General features: G+C 28.1%; 14 protein-coding genes and 1 pseudogene. 10 read left to right on the forward strand and 5 right to left on the reverse strand.

All coding sequences use genetic code 11. The annotated features are described in order from the left end of the window. A pseudogene (locus CP960_RS02745) lies at window positions 1–236 on the reverse strand (adenosine deaminase); the annotation flags it as partial. A gap of 458 nt (window positions 237–694) precedes the next feature. Between CP960_RS02745 and CP960_RS02750 the strand changes: the two are divergent. Continuing rightward, window positions 695–1549, forward strand: coding sequence for a radical SAM/SPASM domain-containing protein (locus CP960_RS02750; RefSeq protein WP_265734446.1), 855 nt, complete (start codon window positions 695–697; stop codon window positions 1547–1549). Then, on the forward strand, window positions 1546–2343 hold the full coding sequence (locus CP960_RS02755) for an EI24 domain-containing protein (protein ID WP_101183710.1): 798 nt from the start codon (window positions 1546–1548) through the stop codon (window positions 2341–2343). The genes CP960_RS02750 and CP960_RS02755 overlap by 4 nt, the downstream gene beginning before the upstream one ends. Here the strand turns inward: CP960_RS02755 and CP960_RS02760 are convergent. Continuing rightward, window positions 2336–3019, reverse strand: coding sequence for a response regulator transcription factor (locus CP960_RS02760; protein ID WP_101183711.1), 684 nt, complete (start codon window positions 3017–3019; stop codon window positions 2336–2338). The two genes, CP960_RS02755 and CP960_RS02760, sit on opposite strands and share 8 nt — an antisense overlap. A 102-nt stretch (window positions 3020–3121) precedes the next feature. Here CP960_RS02760 and CP960_RS02765 point away from each other — a divergent pair, with 102 nt between their 5' ends. Continuing rightward, window positions 3122–4678 carry a cache domain-containing protein gene (locus CP960_RS02765; protein ID WP_101183712.1) on the forward strand — a complete coding sequence of 519 codons (1557 nt, stop codon included), beginning with the start codon at window positions 3122–3124 and terminating at the stop codon, window positions 4676–4678. Between the two features lie 198 nt (window positions 4679–4876). On the opposite strand, the gene CP960_RS02770 is transcribed toward CP960_RS02765, so the two are convergent. The 3 genes from CP960_RS02770 to CP960_RS02780 are packed head-to-tail and all read right to left on the reverse strand — an operon-like array spanning window position 4877 to window position 7849. Next, on the reverse strand, window positions 4877–6160 hold the full coding sequence (locus CP960_RS02770; protein ID WP_101183713.1) for a TRAP transporter large permease: 1284 nt from the start codon (window positions 6158–6160) through the stop codon (window positions 4877–4879). Further along, a complete protein-coding gene (locus tag CP960_RS02775; protein ID WP_101183714.1) occupies window positions 6157–6783 on the reverse strand; it encodes a TRAP transporter small permease in 627 nt (208 codons plus the stop codon). The genes CP960_RS02770 and CP960_RS02775 overlap by 4 nt, the downstream gene beginning before the upstream one ends. A gap of 7 nt (window positions 6784–6790) precedes the next feature. Next, window positions 6791–7849, reverse strand: coding sequence for a TRAP transporter substrate-binding protein (locus tag CP960_RS02780; RefSeq protein ID WP_191321640.1), 1059 nt, complete (start codon window positions 7847–7849; stop codon window positions 6791–6793). A 487-nt stretch (window positions 7850–8336) separates the two neighbouring features. On the opposite strand from CP960_RS02780, the gene gltB reads away from it, so the two are divergent. From gltB to CP960_RS02815, 7 genes are read left to right on the forward strand one after another with little or no spacing between them, the layout of a single operon-like run. Next, window positions 8337–12773 (forward strand): glutamate synthase large subunit, encoded by a 4437-nt coding sequence (gene gltB, locus CP960_RS02785; RefSeq protein WP_101183715.1) that lies wholly within the window; start codon window positions 8337–8339, stop codon window positions 12771–12773. Between the two features lies 1 nt (window position 12774). Next, window positions 12775–14151, forward strand: coding sequence for a glutamate synthase subunit beta (locus tag CP960_RS02790; protein WP_101183716.1), 1377 nt, complete (start codon window positions 12775–12777; stop codon window positions 14149–14151). Window position 14152: 1 nt separating this feature from the next. Then, a complete protein-coding gene (locus CP960_RS02795) occupies window positions 14153–14881 on the forward strand; it encodes an inositol monophosphatase family protein (RefSeq protein ID WP_101183717.1) in 729 nt (242 codons plus the stop codon). 48 nt (window positions 14882–14929) lie between these two features. After that, entirely contained in the window at window positions 14930–15184 is a 255-nt protein-coding gene (locus CP960_RS02800) for a YfhL family 4Fe-4S dicluster ferredoxin (RefSeq protein ID WP_101183718.1), read from the forward strand. 1 nt (window position 15185) lies between these two features. Further along, a complete protein-coding gene (locus tag CP960_RS02805; protein ID WP_101183719.1) occupies window positions 15186–16658 on the forward strand; it encodes a Ppx/GppA phosphatase family protein in 1473 nt (490 codons plus the stop codon). After that, a complete protein-coding gene (gene waaC, locus CP960_RS02810; protein WP_101183720.1) occupies window positions 16652–17689 on the forward strand; it encodes a lipopolysaccharide heptosyltransferase I in 1038 nt (345 codons plus the stop codon). Before CP960_RS02805 ends, waaC begins: the two co-directional genes overlap by 7 nt. Continuing rightward, window positions 17661–18566, forward strand: a complete 906-nt coding sequence (locus tag CP960_RS02815; RefSeq protein ID WP_101183721.1) for a lipid A biosynthesis lauroyl acyltransferase — start codon at window positions 17661–17663, stop codon at window positions 18564–18566. Before waaC ends, CP960_RS02815 begins: the two co-directional genes overlap by 29 nt. Window positions 18567–18569 lie beyond the last annotated feature (3 nt).

An 18569-nucleotide genomic window follows, 5' to 3' on the forward strand; every position in this document is an offset into this window, starting at 1 on the left:
TATGTTAAATCATAAAAATCTTCTTCTTCAATTAAAACTTTTGCTCCATTGTAATAAATATCTAAGAAAGACTGTAAATTGGTAAAATTATAAGCATCTTTAATCTCTTCTATTGAGTTATATTCTAATTTTATATTATTTCTTTTTGCTAATTGAAACATTAATTTAGGCTCAAGTGTTCCTTCAATATGTAAATGAAGTTCAGCCTTTGGAATTTTATTTATAAACTCTGTCATTTAAATCCTTTATATGTAAATGAAGTTATAACAAAAAAGAGCTAAAAACAGTTTAAACTTTAATTTTTACAACTAGTTAAAAAGTTATTCAAACTTTAATTTTTTAGGGGATACAATTAGATAATTAAAGATTACAAGGAGGTATGATTGAAACAGATTATAAGACGAGCTTTTTGTAATGAGACTAAAGGTTTAAAAGGTATTTGAACTTATAGTTGATGTTGTATATTATTGCAACCAACCTCACCATTAGTATGGTAAATGATTGTAATCTTTTGAATATAGATTTATTGCAAAAGCTTAAGGTGCTTTAATAAGCAAATTTACAGTTAGACACTATATATACCTTATTTACCTCCATAGTTTTTCTATGGAGGTTTTTTTATTGCTAGTTTTTGCTATAATACAAAAAAAATAAAAGGCAAGTTATAAAAAAGTTTAGAAAAGTACATATAGAAATTACAAATATATGTAATTTAAAATGCTCATTTTGTCCTCCTAAAATAAAACCCAATATGACTATGGATTTACAAACATTTGATAAGATAAATTCTCAATTACAAAACTATACAAAAGAGTTAGCTTATCATGTAGTTGGGGACCCTTTAGTGTTATCAAATTTGAATGAGTATTTAAATATTAGTAAAAAATATAGTTTAAAAGTAAATATAACAACAACTGCAAATAATATTAATAAAAAGCATTATGATGCTTTAACTAATAGTATTTTAAAACAGATAAATTTTTCAATTAATTCATACAATGCAAACTCACATAAAAAGAGTTTAGATAACTACTTACAAGGTATTATTGATTTTATTAAATATGCCCAATCTTTAACTCATGAGTATTTTATAAATTTAAGAATTTGGAATTTAGATGATACAAAAAGTGCAAAAGATTTTAATCAACAAGTCTTTAAAAAAATAGGTGAAGAGTTTAATTGTAAGCTTGATATTGATGAAATTTATAGGTTAAAACCTAAAAATATTAGAATAGGAAGAAAACTTTTTTTTAATTTTGATGATTACTTTAAGTGGCCAAGTTTACAAGAACAAACAATTTCAAAAAAAGGTTTTTGTTATGGCTTAGATTCACATTTTGCTATTTTAAGTAATGCAGATGTAGTTCCATGTTGTTTAGATCAAAATGCAATAATAAATTTAGGTAATATAAAAGAAAAAAATATAAAAGATATATTGAAAAGTAAAAGAGTTTTAGATATACAAAAAGGGTTTAAACAAAATATTTTGGTAGAAGAGTTATGCCAAAAATGTGATTATAGAAGAAGATTTGATAAGGAAAATAAATGAATGAGTTAGATTTAGTTAAAGTAAGCATTAAAGACTTTTTTACAAAGAAAATGCTAAAGTTTTCTATATTACCTTTGATTTTTACTTTAATAGTGATGTATATACTCTTTTTTAGTGCTGCTGGATATGGAATGGACTCTTTACAAATTGTAATAACACAAGCACAAAATGGTGAAGAAATAGCAGTTGCAAATGATGCACCTTTTTATTTTGATTGGGCAACATTTTTACTTCAATACTCAGTAACAGCTTGGATTGTAGGATTTTTAGTTTATACAGTTGGAATTATTTTTGTAATGATGTTTTCAGTATTTTTAACACTTGCAATAATTGGATTTTTAACTCCTTTTATTTTAAAAGCATTACATAAAAGACATTATAGTGATTTACAAATGAATGGACATGGAACTATTTTAACACCACTTATTGTTTTAGTAAAAAGTACTCTTGTAATGATCTTTTTATTTATTGCATTTATACCTTTATATTTTATACCTTTTATAAATATAATTGCATTTAATTTACCATTTTATTACTTTTTTCATAAACTTTTAAATCATGATGTTGCTTCTACTATTTTAAGTGATGAAGAGTATTTTACTATTCATAAAAAAGAGAAAAATAGTTTTAGAATAAGAACTTTCTTACTTTATATGTTATCTTTAGTTCCTTTTATTACACTATTTTCTGCTGTGTTTTTTATTATCTATTTAGGACATGGATATTTTATAGAGTTAAGAAAGTTGAAACAAAAAGAAGCAAGTGCTATAGATAAGTTCTTAGAACTTAAATAACTAATCTATAGCCCGTGCCTTGAATATTTTTTAATATTCCAGAAGGTAATTTTTTTCTGAAGTTTTTTATAAATAGTCTCATGGCATTGGGAGTCATAATATTAGAATCATCCCAAATTTGTGTTTCCATCTCTTGATATGTAATTATTCTGTTTTTATTTATTAATAGTTTTAAAAATGCATTCTCTTTTTTTGTTAAAATATGTTCAACATCTGGACCAATTACACAAGATTTACTCTCATCGTAAATCCATTGAGGTATAAGATTATATACAGGTGCTGCTGCATAACTTTTTATAAAAGCTTCTAAAGCTTCTGTTAACTTAGCCTCAGTAATAGGTTTGATAATATATTTTACTAAGTGTAATTCAGTTGCTTCTAACATATACTCTAAATCTGTATGAGCTGAAGTTATAATAACTCTAACCTTTGAATCAGTTTTTCTAATTTTCTTGATTAAATCAATTCCTGATTCTTTTGGCATTCTAATATCTGTAATAATTAAATCAGGTTTTTTGTCTTGATATAGTTTATAAGCTTCTTTTGCATTCTTTGCTAAATATAAATTTTTAAACATATGTTTTAGAATTTCAAAGATATTGTTTCTAATACCATCTTCATCCTCAACATATAAAAGATTGAAACTACTTAATTGTTTAATTAAGTCTTGATTCATAGTAAAATCCTTATTAGAAAAGATATGGTATCATATCAAAAAAAGCCTAATCATCGCATAAACTAAAATGCACAAAATAAAATTTAAGAGTGGAAAATCAAATTGCAACTTATAAGTGAAAAAAATATATCAAAAATGATAATCTATGTTTTTATTATTATTATGTCTTCTATGATTTTTATGATTTCATATTTTTATGTTAAAAATACAAATAAAAATTTTGAACTTCAAATGGATAAATATGTAAAAGAGTATTACAATAATCAAAAGCAAATTTTAAAAAAAGAAGTTGAAACTGTAATTGATATTTTAAATTATAATTTAACAAAGCATGAATATACAGAAAAAAGTATTAAAGAAGATGCTAAAAGGCTTCTTAATAATATCTCATTTCAAGAGAAAAAAAGTGACTATTTTTTTGTTTATGAAGTACAAAATATGCAAGGTGGTGATGATTTTGCTAGAATGATTGTAAATCCTAATAGACCAGATTTATTAGGAAAGCTTATTTCAACTAACTATGAAGATGCAAATGGAAAGAAATTTCGTGAAGAGTTTATGGAAAATATAAGAAAAAAAGGGGATTCTTTTAACCAGTATGCTTATAAAAAACCAAACTCAAATGAGATTAAACAAAAAGTCTCTTATTTTAAACTTTACAATCAATGGAATTGGGTTATTTCAATTGGGGTTTATACTGATGATATTGAAAAACAGATTGCATTAAAAAGAGAAGACTTGAAACAAAGAGTAAAAAGTCAAGTTGTTCAAAACATTTTACTATTTTTACTATTTTTAACTATTGCTATTGTTCTTTCAATATTAGTATCTGAAAAAATTGATGAGGTTTTAAAAAATTATCAAAATAAAGTAAAAGCAAAATCACAAGAATTGATGCTTTTAAATGAGAGTTTAGAAAGAAGAGTAAAAGAAGAGGTAAGTAAAAATAGAGAGCATGAACAACTACTTGTTCAAAAATCTAGGTTTATTGCTTTAGGGGAAATGATTTCAAATATTGCTCATCAGTGGAGACAACCTCTTTCTGAACTTTCATCTATTTTGATGTTTATAAAATTTAAGTTTAATATGGATGCCTTAGATAAACAAACAATGGAACAAAAATCTCTTGAAGCAGAAAAAGTATTGGATTATATGTCTCATACTATTGATGATTTTAGAAACTTCTTTATGCCTAAAAAAGATAAAGAGAAGTTTTTTTTAAAAAGTGCAGTTGATTCTGTAATTACAATATTATCAAGTGCATTAGAAAACAATAAAATAAAAATAGAAATAGATATTGATGACTCTTTACAGATAAATACATATTTAAATGAGTTTGAACAAGTTGTTTTAAATATATTATCTAACGCAAAAGATGTATTAATATCAAATAAGATTCAAAATCCTAAAATCAAAATTTTTGCAAAGGAAAAAAAGAACGAAATCTCTTTATTTATTCAAGATAATGGTAAAGGTGTTAGTGTTACGCCTATTGAAAAAATCTTTGAACCATATTTTACAACAAAAGGTGATAGTGATGGTACAGGAATTGGACTTTATATGTCTAAAACTATTATAGAAAAAAATATAAAAGGGGTTTTAAAAGTTGAAAATGTAAAAGAGGGTGCAAGATTTGAAATAGTTATTCCAAAAAGTTGATTTAGATTACTTTTTGTTTTTGTATTCTTGCTCTTTCTTTTTAGTTAAGTATGCTAATAAAATTACTACTAAGGCAATAGCTGTAAAACTTATGATTTCATTTACTATATTTTCCATATACTTCCTATTTAATAGCTAATAAAAAAGGTAAGAGTTAAACTCTTACCTTTTTTTAATTAAGAAAAATTAATTCTTAAATTAATCTCCATACATTAGATTTGGTAACCATAATGCAACATCTGGAATATAAGTAGTTATTAAAAGCCCCGCAAGGATTGTTAATGTCCATGGGAAAGCAGCTACAATAACATCTTTTATTGACATACCAGTAAGTCCACTTGTAACAAATAGGTTTAATCCAACTGGTGGGGATACCATACCTAATTCCATATTAATTGTAATTACAATACCAAAGTGAATTGGATCAATTCCAAGAGCAACTGCCACTGGAAGTAAAAGTGGTACCATAATCATAATAATAGCACTTGGTTCCATAAATGAACCTGCTAAAATAAGTAATAAGTTAACCATTAGTAAGAACATATACTTATTAACATTTGCATCAATTAATGCTTGAGTAATAGCTTGTGGAATATTCTCAATTGTTAAAAAGTGTGCAAATAACATTGCATTTGCAATAATAAACATAATCATTGCAGTTGTTTTTGCAGACTCTAATGCAGTTGAGTAAAGTTCACTAAATTTAATATCTTTATATATAAATACAGATACAAAAAATGCCCACATACAAGCTACAGCTGCTGCTTCAGTTGGTGTAAAAATACCTCCATAGATACCACCAATAACAATAACAATTGTTAAAAGTCCCCATGAAGCATCTTTCATCTTTTGAAGTCTAATTTTAAAAGGTTGAGGCTCTTCTCTTTGAAAACCTAATCTTCTAGCACCAATATATGTTACAACCATCATCATAAGACCAAGCATAATACCTGGAACAACACCAGCCATAAATAGTTTACCAATTGATACTTCTGCTGTTACACCATAAACAATTAATACGATTGATGGTGGAATTAAAATTCCTAATGAACCTGCTGTTGCAATTGTACCAACGGCATATTTTCTAGGATATCCAGCTTGCATAATTGCACCAAACATAATTGAACCAATAGCAACAACTGTCGCAGGAGAACTACCTGAAACTGCTGCAAAAATAATAGATGCAAAAATAGCAGAGATTGGTAAACCACCAGGTAAATGCCCAACTATTGATTTTGCAAATTCAATAATTCTTTGTGCTGCACTACCTTTACTTAGTAAGTTACCAGCAAAAATAAACATTGGAATTGCCATTAATGAGTAGTGTTCAACTTTTTCAAATATCATTGAAGATATTTCAATAGGAGAAATAGGTGTAAAAAGCATAAGCGTTGCAAACGTTGCTGCACCTAAACAAATAGCAATTGGAGCTCCAAGAACAACTAGGAAGAAAAATATACCAAATAATACCGCTACACTCATAGCATTCCTCCTGTTTTCTTTTCTACTTCTTTAACCATTTCATTTAGTTTCTTCACGTTTTCATTATCCTTATGCTCTTTAGCACCCATTCCCATATCTGCTAACACTTGTTCTGCTTCACTCTCTTGTAATATTCTTTCATGACTTGTACTTAAAATTGCATGAATTCTTTCTGCAACTCTATATGCACCAAATGCAAAAGAAACAGGGATTACTAAATAAATAATCCACATTGGCATGTCCCAAAGGTCAATTGATTTTTCATCTAAATCAACAACCAGCATTAAATACTTATATCCATAAAAAGAAACAGCACTTAAGAATACAAAAGTAACAAAGTGAGATATTATAAGCATACCTTTAGCTAATTTTGTAGGTACAATATCTAAAACTATTGTAACTGCAATATGCGCATCTTTTTTGAAGCAGTAAGCAGCTGCAAAAAACACACTCCATAAAAATAGATAAACAGTTAGCTCTGTTGCCCATACAAATGAAGCATCAAAAACATACCTAGCAACAACATTAACAAATGCAACCACAACCCCAGCAGTGATTCCCACTACTGCGATTTTTTGGTTGATGTGACCAATGATTTTGCTTATCACATTAAAAATTGTCATAGTATTACTATTCCGTTGCTAAAGTTTTGTTAATTAAATCTTTTCCAATTACATCTTTATCATAGAATTCTGGATAGATTTTACTAACAGCATTTTTCCAAGCTTCTCTTTGTTCTTGGTTTAATTCAAAAATTTCTAATTTTCCAGTTTTTTCAGCATACTCTTTAATTAAATTGAATTGCTCTTTATTTAAAGCTTCTGCATATTCTCTTTCTTTTTCAGTAGCTTCGTTCATAGCTTGTTGAACTTTTGTTTGTAAGTCTGGAGTTAATGAATTCCAAAACTTTTCACTCATAACTACTAAGTAACCTAAGTATCCGTGGTTAGAAATAGTTAAATATTTTTGTACTTCATGGAATTTTTTAGTGTAAATGTTAGAAATTGGATTTTCTGCTGCATCAATTACACCTTGTTGTAATCCTGAATATACTTCAGAGAATGGCATCATTTGTGGGTTTGCACCTACTGCTTTAAATTGTGCTTCAAGTACTTTTGAAGACATAATTCTAAATTTTTGTCCTTCTGCATCTTCTGGCATTAACACAGGTTTTACAGATGATGAAAATTGTTTAAAGTGATTATCCCAAAAAGATAAAGCTTTATATCCTTTAGCTGTAACCATATCTTTTAAAGCTTGTCCTACTTCTCCATCTTGAACTCTATGTAAGTGATCAATATCTTTAAATAAAAATGGTAAATCAAATAACGCTAATTGAGGTACAATTTTACCAAACTTAGAGAAACTTGGAGCTGCCATTTGAACAGAGTCTAATTTTAATGCTTTTAATACTGCATTATCTTTATATAACTGAGAAGATGGATAAACTTGTACATCAATTTGACCGTCAGTTAACTCTTCTAATCTTTTTTCAAAATAATCAGCTGCTTTACCCTTTGGTGTATTTGGACTTACAACGTGTGAGAACTTAAGTGTGTAAGTTTGCTTAGCAGATTCATTTGAAGCGCTAGCTTGATTTGAGTCACCTTTATTGTCACCACAACCTGTAAAAAATAATGCTGATGCTACAACAGCACTAGATACAATACCTTTCATGATTTTAGTCATTTTCACTCCTTGATTTTTGTTAACCTGAAAATTATAATGTAAAGTTGTGTAAGTTTTATGTAAAAAAATGTAAATTTTTAAATTTTCAACTAAAACTTTAATAAAGTACTATTTTATGGTTTATTGAGCATATGCTAAATAGACAAAAACAAGAGAAAAATAGCATGAAAATAGCAATAAATAGGAAAAATAATAGTTTATAAATCTAATCTTAAAAAATAAAACTAAATATTAGTAAAAATTATGAAAAATAATATTTTAATTTAATAAAAAAAAAGAATAAAATTTATATTTTTAATTAGTTTTTAAATATGTATAGATAAAAAATGTAAGGTTACCTCCTTGTAACCACCTTTTTATAAACAAAAATCAGCTTAGTAATCGCTTAGGGATAGATTTTAACCATTTTTTAAATATTTTTTAGATATATTGTAACACTTTTAATAAGGGATGTAATAATTATACTATATTAACAAAAAGGAAAATGATGGGTTCTAACTTAGACTTATTAACATCTTTTAAAGATAACTGTGGTTTTGGTTTATTAGCACATTTGAAAAATAAACCAAGTCATGAGAATTTAGAAGATGCTATTACTTCGCTAGAAAGAATGATGCACAGAGGTGCAGTAGCAGCAGATGGGAAAACGGGAGATGGTTCTGGTCTGCTTCTTTCTATGCCAGATTATTTTATGAGAAAAGTTACAAGTGAAAATGGTATAGATTTACCTGAAAGATATGCTGTAGCTATGATATTTACAAGAGACTTGAAAGATATTGATGTATTTAAAGAGTTCTGTGAAAATAATGATTTAAAAATATTAATGACTAGAGATGTTCCAGTGGATACTGATGCATTAGGGCAACAAGCCTTGGATACTTTACCTAATATTATTCAAGTATTTGTGACTCCAAGTACTTTAATGTCATCAAAAAGATTTGATGCAATGCTTTACTTAACAAGAAAAGAGTGTGAGCATAAATTAAAAGATAAACAAGATTTTTACATTCCTACATTTTCTTCAAAAGTAATTGCGTATAAAGGGCTTATAATGCCTACGCATATTAAGCATTTTTATGTTGATTTAAGAGATGAAGATTTTCAAATTTCATTTGCACTTTTTCATCAACGATTTTCAACAAATACTCTTCCTCAATGGAGATTAGCTCAGCCATTTAGAACAATAGCACATAATGGTGAAATTAATTCAGTTGAAGCAAATAGATTTAGTGTAAAGATTAAATCAGAAAAAGTAAAATCAGAGATTTTTTCTGATGAAGAGATTCAAAGAGTATTACCAATTTTACAAGATGGTGGTTCAGATTCTGCATCTTTAGATAATATGTTTGAGTTTATGATAGCTAATGGAGTTGACTTTTTTAAAGCTGCAAGAAGTTTAGTTCCTGCTCCTTGGCAAAATGCACCACATATGGATTCAGATTTAAGAGCATTCTATGAATATACAGCAGCAGCAATGGAGGCATGGGATGGTCCAGCAGCTGTCTCTTTAACTGATGGTAGACATATTGGATGTTTAATTGATAGAAATGGATTAAGACCATCAAAATATGTAATTACTAAAGATAAAAAACTTTATATAACTTCAGAATATGGGACATTAGATATTGATGAAGAGAAGATTGTTGAAAGAGGTAGATTACAATCTGGACAAATGATTGGGGTTGACCTTAAGTATGGAAAAATCTTAAAAGAGGATGATATTAATGATTATTTAAAATCTTCTCAAAACTATTCAAAATGGCTAAATAATGGCATGAAATATCTTCAAGAGTACATAGAAGAGTCATTTTTAGAAACAGAAGATTATAAATTAGATGAGCTTGAAAAAAGACAAAAATATTTTAATATTACTTATGAAGCAATTGACCAAATAATTGAACCAATGGCAAAAGATGGAAAAGAACCTGTTGGTTCTATGGGAGATGATACTCCTATTGCTGCTTTTTCAAAAGTAAATAGAAATTTTTCAGATTTTTTTAGACAAAAGTTTGCGCAAGTAACAAACCCACCAATTGATCCATATAGAGAGAAAGTTGTAATGTCTTTAGAAACAGGTTTTGGAAGATTGCATAATTTTTTAGATGAAAAACCTGAATTCTCAAAAAGGTTAAAAGTAGCAAGTCCTATTTTAATGAAAGAAAAATATGATGTTTTATACTCTTTTGGAGATAGTAAATCGCCAAGATATGATGGGTACTATAAGAATAAAACATTTTACACAACATTTACTAATGATCTAGAAACTAGCTTAAAAGATTTAGGAAAAGAAGTTGTAAAAGCAGTTAAAAATGAAGATGTGGCTGTGGTTATTTTAGATGATAGAACAGTAAGTAAATCTAAAAAACTTATTCCAATGGCAATGGCAGTTGGATATGTAAATCAACTTTTATTAGATGAAGGTGTTAGAAACTGTGTTTGTATAGTTTCTGTAACAGGTGAAGTTTATGATCCGCATATGGCTGCTGTATTATTAGGTTTTGGAGTAACTGCAATTTATCCGTATTTAATGTATGCAACAGTTGTAGGTTTATATGAAAGAAAAGGTGTTTCAAAATATGAGATGCAAAGACTTCTAAAAAATACTCAAAAATCTTTAAATGCTGGATTATTGAAAATTATGTCAAAAATGGGTATTTCAACAGTTGCTAGTTATAGAAACTCTGCTCTTTTTGATGTACTTGGATTATCTGATAAGATTGTATCGGAGTGTTTTGAAGGTGCTCATAGTGAACTAGCTGGACTTGGATATTTAGATATAGAAAAAAGAATAGAAAAAGCTCATTATAATGCATATTATGATAATCATCATATTTTCCCATTAGATTTAGGTGGATTTTATAAATATGTTGATGGTGGTGAATACCATGATTATGGACCTAAAACTACTGCAGCTATGCATAATAAAAGTGCTACTAAAAAAGAAGAGATTTCAGATTTTGAAGGTTTGAAAAAATTAGTTGAAAATAGAGATAAAAAGTTTATTAGAGATTTCTTAGAGTTTAACTCTGATAGAAAACCTATTGATATTTCAGAAGTTGAATCAAAAGAGGATATTTTTAAAAGATTTGCAAGTGCTGCTATGTCATGTGGTTCTATTTCACCTGAAGCACATGAAGCAATTGCACAAGCTATGAATACAATTGGTGGAGCTTCAAACTCAGGTGAGGGTGGAGAAGACCCAGCAAGATTTAATACACTTAAAAACTCTAAAATTAAGCAAGTTGCATCTGGAAGATTTGGGGTTACACCTGGATATTTAAGAAGTGCAGAAGAGTTACAAATTAAAGTTGCACAAGGAGCTAAGCCAGGTGAAGGTGGACAACTTCCTGGACATAAGGTAACACCATTAATTGCAACACTTAGACATACAGTTGCAGGGGTTACATTGATTTCTCCTCCTCCTCATCATGATATTTACTCAATTGAAGATTTAGCTCAATTAATTTTTGATTTAAAACAGATTAATCCAGAGGCTAAAATTACAGTAAAACTTGTATCTTCTATTGGTGTTGGAACAATTGCAGCTGGTGTTGCAAAAGCTTATGCTGATAAAATTATTATCTCAGGAGGAGATGGAGGTACTGGTGCTGCTCCAATGAGTTCAATTAAACATGCAGGTAATCCATGGGAAATAGGACTTTCAGAAGCACACAATGCTTTAAAAGCAAATCATTTAAGAGAGTTTGTTCATGTACAAACTGATGGAGGACTTAAAACTGGACTTGATGTTGTAAAAGCTGCATTATTAGGTGCAGAGTCTTATGCTTTTGGTACAGCTGCTCTTACACTACTTGGATGTAAAATTTTAAGAATTTGTCATACAAATAAGTGTTCTGTTGGTGTTGCTACACAAGATGAAGATTTAAGAGATCACTTTACAGGAACAGTTGAAAGATTAATCTCTTATTTTACATTTATTGCTGAAGAAGTAAGAGAAATTCTTGCTAAACTTGGTTATAAATCAATGGAAGAGATTATTGGAAGAAGTGATTTATTAAAAGTTATAGATGATGAATTTGCACAAAAATTTGATTTTCAAAATATCTTAAGAAGAATTGATGGTGTTGATACTTGCCAAAAAGACTCAAATGAGCCATTTGATAATAATAAATTTGAAAAAGAGATACTTAAAAAAGTGCATAGAGCAATTGAGAAACCAACATTGAAAGTTAAAATCAATGAAGAGATTTGTAACTTAAATAGAAGTTTTGGAGCACTTATTTCTGGTGAAATTGCTAAATATTATGGTGACAATGGTTTACCAGATGATACTATTAATATTAATCTTAAAGGTATTGCAGGTCAATCTTTTGGAGCATTTTTAAGTAAAGGAATGAATTTAAACTTAGAAGGTGCTGCAAATGATTATGTTGGGAAAGGAATGAATGGTGGTAAAATAATTATCACTCCATTACATCAAGGTAAAGATTTTGCTGGTATTGGTAATACTTGTTTATATGGTGCTACTGGTGGAAAACTGTATGTAAGAGCAACTGCAGGAGAAAGATTTGCAGTAAGAAACTCTGGTTGTACTGCTGTTGTTGAAGGAACAGGTGATAATGCTTGTGAATATATGACAGGTGGAATAGCTGTGATTCTTGGACCTACTGGAATTAACTTTGGAGCAGGTATGACAGGTGGTTTAGCATTTGTTTATGATGACCAAAAAGCTTTCGTTGATAATATGAATCAAGAGTTAATTGAAGCAGTTAGAATTGATACAGATGATACTGAAAGAGAAAGACTATATTTAAAAAGATTACTGGTAGATTATTTAAATGAAACAGGAAGTGAAAAAGCTGAATCTATTTTAGATAATTTTAGAGCAGAGATTAGAAATTTCTGGTTGGTAAAACCAAAAAATATGACGGTATTACCATTAGACCCTGAGAATGGAGATTAAGATGCTAAATTTTACAAAATTTGAAAGAGTTAATCCTAATAAAAGGGATGTTTTACAAAGATTAAAAGATTATAATGAAGTATATGAAGTATTTGGAAGAAATAAAGCAAAAGAGCAAGCTGATAGATGTATGCAGTGTGGAGATCCTTATTGTCACTCTAAATGTCCTTTACATAACTTTATTCCTGCTTGGTTGAAGCAAACAGCTGAAAAAAATTTGGAGTTAGCTTTTGCTTTATCAAATGAAACATCACCTTTTCCAGAAATTCTAGGGAAAATTTGTCCACATGATGTTTTATGTGAGGGAGATTGTTCTTTAAATACAGGACATGGTGCAGTATCAATTGGAGCTGTTGAAACTCATATTAATGAGCAAGCTTTTGATAAAGGAATGAAACCAAAATTCGCACCTATTAGTTTAGATAAAAAAGTTGCAATTATTGGTTCTGGTCCTGCTGGAATTTCAGCAGCTACTTTTTTACTTAGAAAAGGTATTGCAGTTGAAATGTTTGAACGAGATGATAGAGCAGGGGGTCTTTTAACTTACGGAATTCCAGGATTTAAACTTGATAAAAAAGTTGTAGAAAGAAGAGTTAATTGGCTATTAGAAGCAGGAATGAGACTTCATGTAAATTGTGAAATAGGTAAAGATAAATCTATTAAAGAGTTAGAAAATGAGTTTGATGCTATATTTTTAGGAATTGGTGCAACTGCTGGTAAAATGGCAAAAATCGAGGGTGAAAATGCACCAAATGTGCATTTGGCAATTGATTTTTTAAAGAAAATACAAAAAAGAAATTTTGGACAAAAAGTTGAAGATTTTATTGATGTTTCTGGAAAAAATGTGGTTGTAATTGGTGGTGGAGATACTGCTATGGACTGTGTTAGAACATCTGTAAGAGAAAAAGCAAAATCAGTTAAATGTCTTTACAGAAGAGATGAAGTAAATATGCCTGGAAGTAAAAAAGAGGTAGTTAATGCAAAAGAAGAAGGTGTTGAATATATTTTCAATGCTTCTCCTAAATCTATTAAAGTACAGAATGGAAAAGCTGTTGCAATAGAAGTTCAAAAAACAGCTTTAAGTGAGCCAGATGAAACAGGAAGACAAAAAGTAGAACTTGTTGAGGGAAGTGAATATTTTGAAAATGCTGATATTATAATTATGGCATTGGGATTCTCTCCTGAAGTTCCTTCTTTTTTAAATGAAATAGGTGTAAAAACTAATTCTTGGGGTGCTGTTGAAATAAATGAGAATTATAAAACCTCAAACGATAAATATTATGCAGGTGGAGATTGCCAAAGAGGTGCACATCTTGCTGTAACTGCAGCAGCTGATGGAAGAGAAGCTGCAAAAGAGATAATAAAAGCATTATCATAATATGAAAGCTTTTATTCAAGACTGCATAGAAGCTAATAAACAGATATATGAGTATATAAATACTCATATATCTTCTACTGATTTAGAAAATACTGGAAAATTAGGTTTTGGTGGAGATAAGAGTTTAATTATTGACTTAAAAGCTGAAACTATATTTATAAACTATTTAAGCAAATATGGAACAATATATTCAGAAGAGAGTGGTTATACTAACTCTAAAAGTAAAAAAAGAATAATAATTGACCCCATTGATGGAAGTGATAATCTTGCTTCAAATCTACCATATTATGGAACTTCTGTGGCTTTAGAAATTGATAAAAAAGTTATTGCTGCTGTAATATGTAATCTTGCAACAGGTATCTTAACATATAAAACTAAAGAGTTAGAAATAACTAAAATAGATTTAAGAACAATGCAAAAAATAGATTCATTAGATATACAAGATGAAAAAGTAGCAGTTTTTGAAAGAGCTTATAAAAATCCAAAGCTTTGTCAAAAACTTTTTGATAATAGTATAAAATATAGAAGTTTAGGTGCAATTGCACTTACTTTATGTGATGCAAGAAATTATAGTTTTGTGTTATTTTATGGTAGTTTAAGAGAGTTTGATATTGCTGCTGGAATCTTTATGTGTGAAGGCTTAAATGTTTATCGAGGTGACGAATTCTTAATTGTGGCTAAAAATATCTACAATTTTAATCTAATTAAAGATACTATTAATAAACTTTAGGTTATAAATCCAACATTAAATATTTCAACTTAGGATTTAGGTAGGTAAATGTCTTTAATTATAACAGATGAATGTATTGCATGTGATGCATGTAGAGATGAGTGTCCAAACTACGCGATAGAAGAAGGTGATCCAATATATATTATTGATGCTGACAGATGTACAGAGTGTGTTGGTCATTATGAAGAGCCAGCATGTGTTGAAGTTTGTCCAGTTGATTGTATTATTGTGGATTCAGATAATCAAGAGACTATGGAAGAGTTAAGATTTAAGTACGAGCAACTACAAGAAGAAGAGCTATAAAATGGCAAAGATTACAACTATTATAGACATTGGGTCAAACTCAATGCGAATGGTTGTATTACAAAAAAGTAGTAGATTTGCATTTCATTTAATTAATGAAACAAAAAGTAGAGTAAAAATCTCAGAAGGTTGTTATGAAAATGGTGGCAATCTTCAAGAGGTACCAATGAATAGAGCTTTTAATTCATTAAAATCTTTTTTAAATATTTCAAAATCACTTAAAGCAAAAAAAGTGATTTGTGTTGCTACATCTGCACTTCGTGATGCACCAAACTCAAAAGTTTTCTTAACAAAAGTTAAGAAAGAACTAGGCTTAAATATCAGAGTTATTGATGGAGAAAAAGAGGCGTATTATGGTGGGGTTGCAGCATTAAACTTACTTCATAATAATGAGTTTATAACAGTTGATATTGGTGGTGGTTCCACAGAGTTTTGCTTTGTAAAAGATGGACAAATCACAAATAGCATATCTTTAAATATAGGTACAGTTAGACTAAAAGAGTTATTTTTTGATAAAGGAACAATTCAAGAAGCTAAAAACTATATAAAAGATAATTTAAAAAAGATTTTTGAATTAAATATTGATATTCCTACAAATGTAGTTGGAATTGGTGGAAGTATACGTTCTATAACAAAAGCTATTATGAAACATAGCTCTTATCCTCTTGATGTAATACATGGTTATACTTATGATGTGGCAGAAAATAAAGATTTTATTGAATCAGTAATTAATGTAGATGATTATAATGAGTTAAAAAGACTTGGAATAAAAAAAGATAGATTTGATACTATTAAAGAGGGTGCTTTTATTTTTAACACTATTTTAGAAGAGTTAAATACAAAAAGAGTAATTACTTCTGGTGTTGGAGTTAGAGAAGGAGTTTATCTTTGTGATTTATTAAGAAATTCAAATCATAAATTTCCTGCGAATTTCAATATTAGTTTAAGATCTCTTCTTGATAGATTTGAAACTGATGGTGGTCAAAGTGCTTATTTTGGTAATAATGCAAGTAAAATTTTTGAAGTTTTAAAACCACTGCATAATTTAGATGATAAATTTAGAACCTTATTAGTGGTTGCCTCAAAACTACATTCTATTGGTACTACTTTGAATTTTTATAAGGTAAATGATAATACTTTTAATTTTATATTAAATGGTTTAAATTATGACTTTTTGCATACTTCTAGAGTTATAGTAGCACACACTATAAAATTTTCAAAAAAATCATTACCTACAAAAAAAGATATTCAAGAATACAAACAGTTACTTCCTTGTTTAGAAACTATGCAATGGATGTCTTTTATGATTTCATTAAATTTGATGATAAATCAAGATTTTTCAAAACCAAAAGTAGAGTATTTGTTACAAAATAATGTTTTACAAATAAAACTTCCAGAATACTCTTTTTTAGTTGAGTCTTCCCTTGATAAATTAGAAATTCCTAAAAAGTTAGATATAGAAATATTATGCTAGAAAATATAAAAAGTATAGCTATAATAAAGCTATCTGCTATGGGTGATATTATCCATGCTATGGTAGCTTTGCAGTTTATAAAATCTAATTATAAAAATATTAAAATAGATTGGTTTGTAGAGAGTGCTTTTAGTGAAGTTTTAAAAAACAATCCTCATATTGATAATATTTATGAATTAAATTTAAAAAGTATTAAGAAAAATAAAAAAGAGATTTTTAGACAAATTCAACTTGCAAGAAAATATTCTAAAAATAGATATGATTTAGTTATAGATGCACAAGGTTTAATAAAATCTGCTATAGTTTCTAAGCTTATAGGACGTAATGTTGTAGGTTTTAGTAAACTTTCAATAAGAGAAAAGTTTGCATCAAACTTTTATACTCAAAAAGTAGCAATATCTTATGAAAAAAATGCAATTGATAGAAATGCTAAAATTTTATCAGAGCCTTTAAATTTTACAATTACAAAAAAAGATATTTTGAATAAAGAGCCTTTTTTATATTTTGAAAATGAAGATAAAAAAATATATAAATTTTTAAGTAAAAATAAAAAAAATGTACTTTTAATTATTGGTGCAAGTTGGCCTAGCAAAATGTATTCTAATGAAAAATTTGCTAAAATAACAAATTCTTTAGATGAAAACTATTTAATTGTGTGGGGAAGTGAAACTGAAAAACAAATAGCAAAGAGTATTTGTGAAAATAGTTCAAATGCAAAAATACTTCCAAAATTAGATTTAAATAGTTTAAAAGCTCTTGTTTCTAGTGTTGACTTAGTAATAGGCAATGATACTGGACCAACACATATGGCATGGGCTTTAAATATACCATCTATAACCCTTTTTGGAAATACTCCAGGGTACAGAAATACTTATAAAACAAATATTAATAGAATCATAGAGTCAAACTCAAAAGTAAATCCATATAAATTGGATAAAAATGATTTTTCAATTAAAAATATAGATGAAAATAGTATTGTCAAAGTAGCAAAGGAAATTCTTTATGAAGAGAAAAATCAAAGATTATTATAGATATATTTTGTACAAAATTTTTAGATTTTTATTTACGATTACGCCTCATCTTGTACTAAAGCCACTATTAATTATGGCAGCTAAATTAGTTAATAAATTTAATAAGAGATACAATAAAGTAGTACAAGCAAATTTAGATTTGGTATTTGAAAATAAACTTTCTCAAGAAAGAAAAGAAGAGATTAGATTAAACTCTTATAAATCACTTTTTTTCAATATGTATGAGTTTGTAGAAAATCAATCTATCTCAAAAGAGAAACTTTTTAAAAAAGCAAATTTTGAAAATGAACACTATATTACAGAAGCTATTGAAAAAAATAGAAAAATTATATTCGTAACAGCTCACTATGGTGGTTGGGAAATAGCTTTACCTTATGTTGCATTAAAGTTTGGAACTCTAGCTGTTGTAAATAGAAAAATGGATAATCCATTGATAAATGAACTTTACATTGAAGCAAGAGATAGAAACAATATAATAATGCTAGAGAAAAAGACAGCAGCAAAGGGTATGTTAAAAGCACTTAAAAATAATCATCATGTTGCTGTTGTAATTGACCAACATATTAAAGATGGTATTGAAATAGATTTTTTTAATAAAAAAGTACTTGCAACTGATTCTACTTCAAGACTTGCATTAAAATTTGATGCTGTAATAATACCTGTATTTGCACAAATGAATGATTTTAGAGATTATACTTTAAAAGTATATGAGCCTTTAGATGTAAGAAATATAGATTTCAAAACAGATGATAAAATTAAAGAACTTACAATTATGCAATCTGAAATCATGGAACAACAAATCAGAAATAAACCTGATTTTTGGTTTTGGCAACATAAAAGATGGAAAAAATTTTATAAAGATATTTATAAGAAGTAATAT

This window comes from Malaciobacter halophilus, from assembly GCF_002837275.1.
GTDB classification, from domain to species: domain Bacteria; phylum Campylobacterota; class Campylobacteria; order Campylobacterales; family Arcobacteraceae; genus Malaciobacter; species Malaciobacter halophilus.

Bases quoted from the DNA above. Each gene is read 5' to 3' on its own strand.
- CP960_RS02755 (WP_101183710.1), top strand. From the start codon at position 1,546: ATGAATGAGTTAGATTTAGTTAAAGTAAGCATTAAAGACTTTTTTACA.
- CP960_RS02760 (WP_101183711.1), bottom strand. From the start codon at position 3,019: ATGAATCAAGACTTAATTAAACAATTAAGTAGTTTCAATCTTTTATAT.
- CP960_RS02770 (WP_101183713.1), bottom strand. From the start codon at position 6,160: ATGAGTGTAGCGGTATTATTTGGTATATTTTTCTTCCTAGTTGTTCTT.
- CP960_RS02775 (WP_101183714.1), bottom strand. From the start codon at position 6,783: ATGACAATTTTTAATGTGATAAGCAAAATCATTGGTCACATCAACCAA.
- CP960_RS02780 (WP_191321640.1), bottom strand. From the start codon at position 7,849: ATGACTAAAATCATGAAAGGTATTGTATCTAGTGCTGTTGTAGCATCA.
- gltB (WP_101183715.1), top strand. From the start codon at position 8,337: ATGGGTTCTAACTTAGACTTATTAACATCTTTTAAAGATAACTGTGGT.
- CP960_RS02790 (WP_101183716.1), top strand. From the start codon at position 12,775: ATGCTAAATTTTACAAAATTTGAAAGAGTTAATCCTAATAAAAGGGAT.
- CP960_RS02795 (WP_101183717.1), top strand. From the start codon at position 14,153: ATGAAAGCTTTTATTCAAGACTGCATAGAAGCTAATAAACAGATATAT.
- CP960_RS02800 (WP_101183718.1), top strand. From the start codon at position 14,930: ATGTCTTTAATTATAACAGATGAATGTATTGCATGTGATGCATGTAGA.
- CP960_RS02805 (WP_101183719.1), top strand. From the start codon at position 15,186: ATGGCAAAGATTACAACTATTATAGACATTGGGTCAAACTCAATGCGA.
- waaC (WP_101183720.1), top strand. From the start codon at position 16,652: ATGCTAGAAAATATAAAAAGTATAGCTATAATAAAGCTATCTGCTATG.
- CP960_RS02815 (WP_101183721.1), top strand. From the start codon at position 17,661: ATGAAGAGAAAAATCAAAGATTATTATAGATATATTTTGTACAAAATT.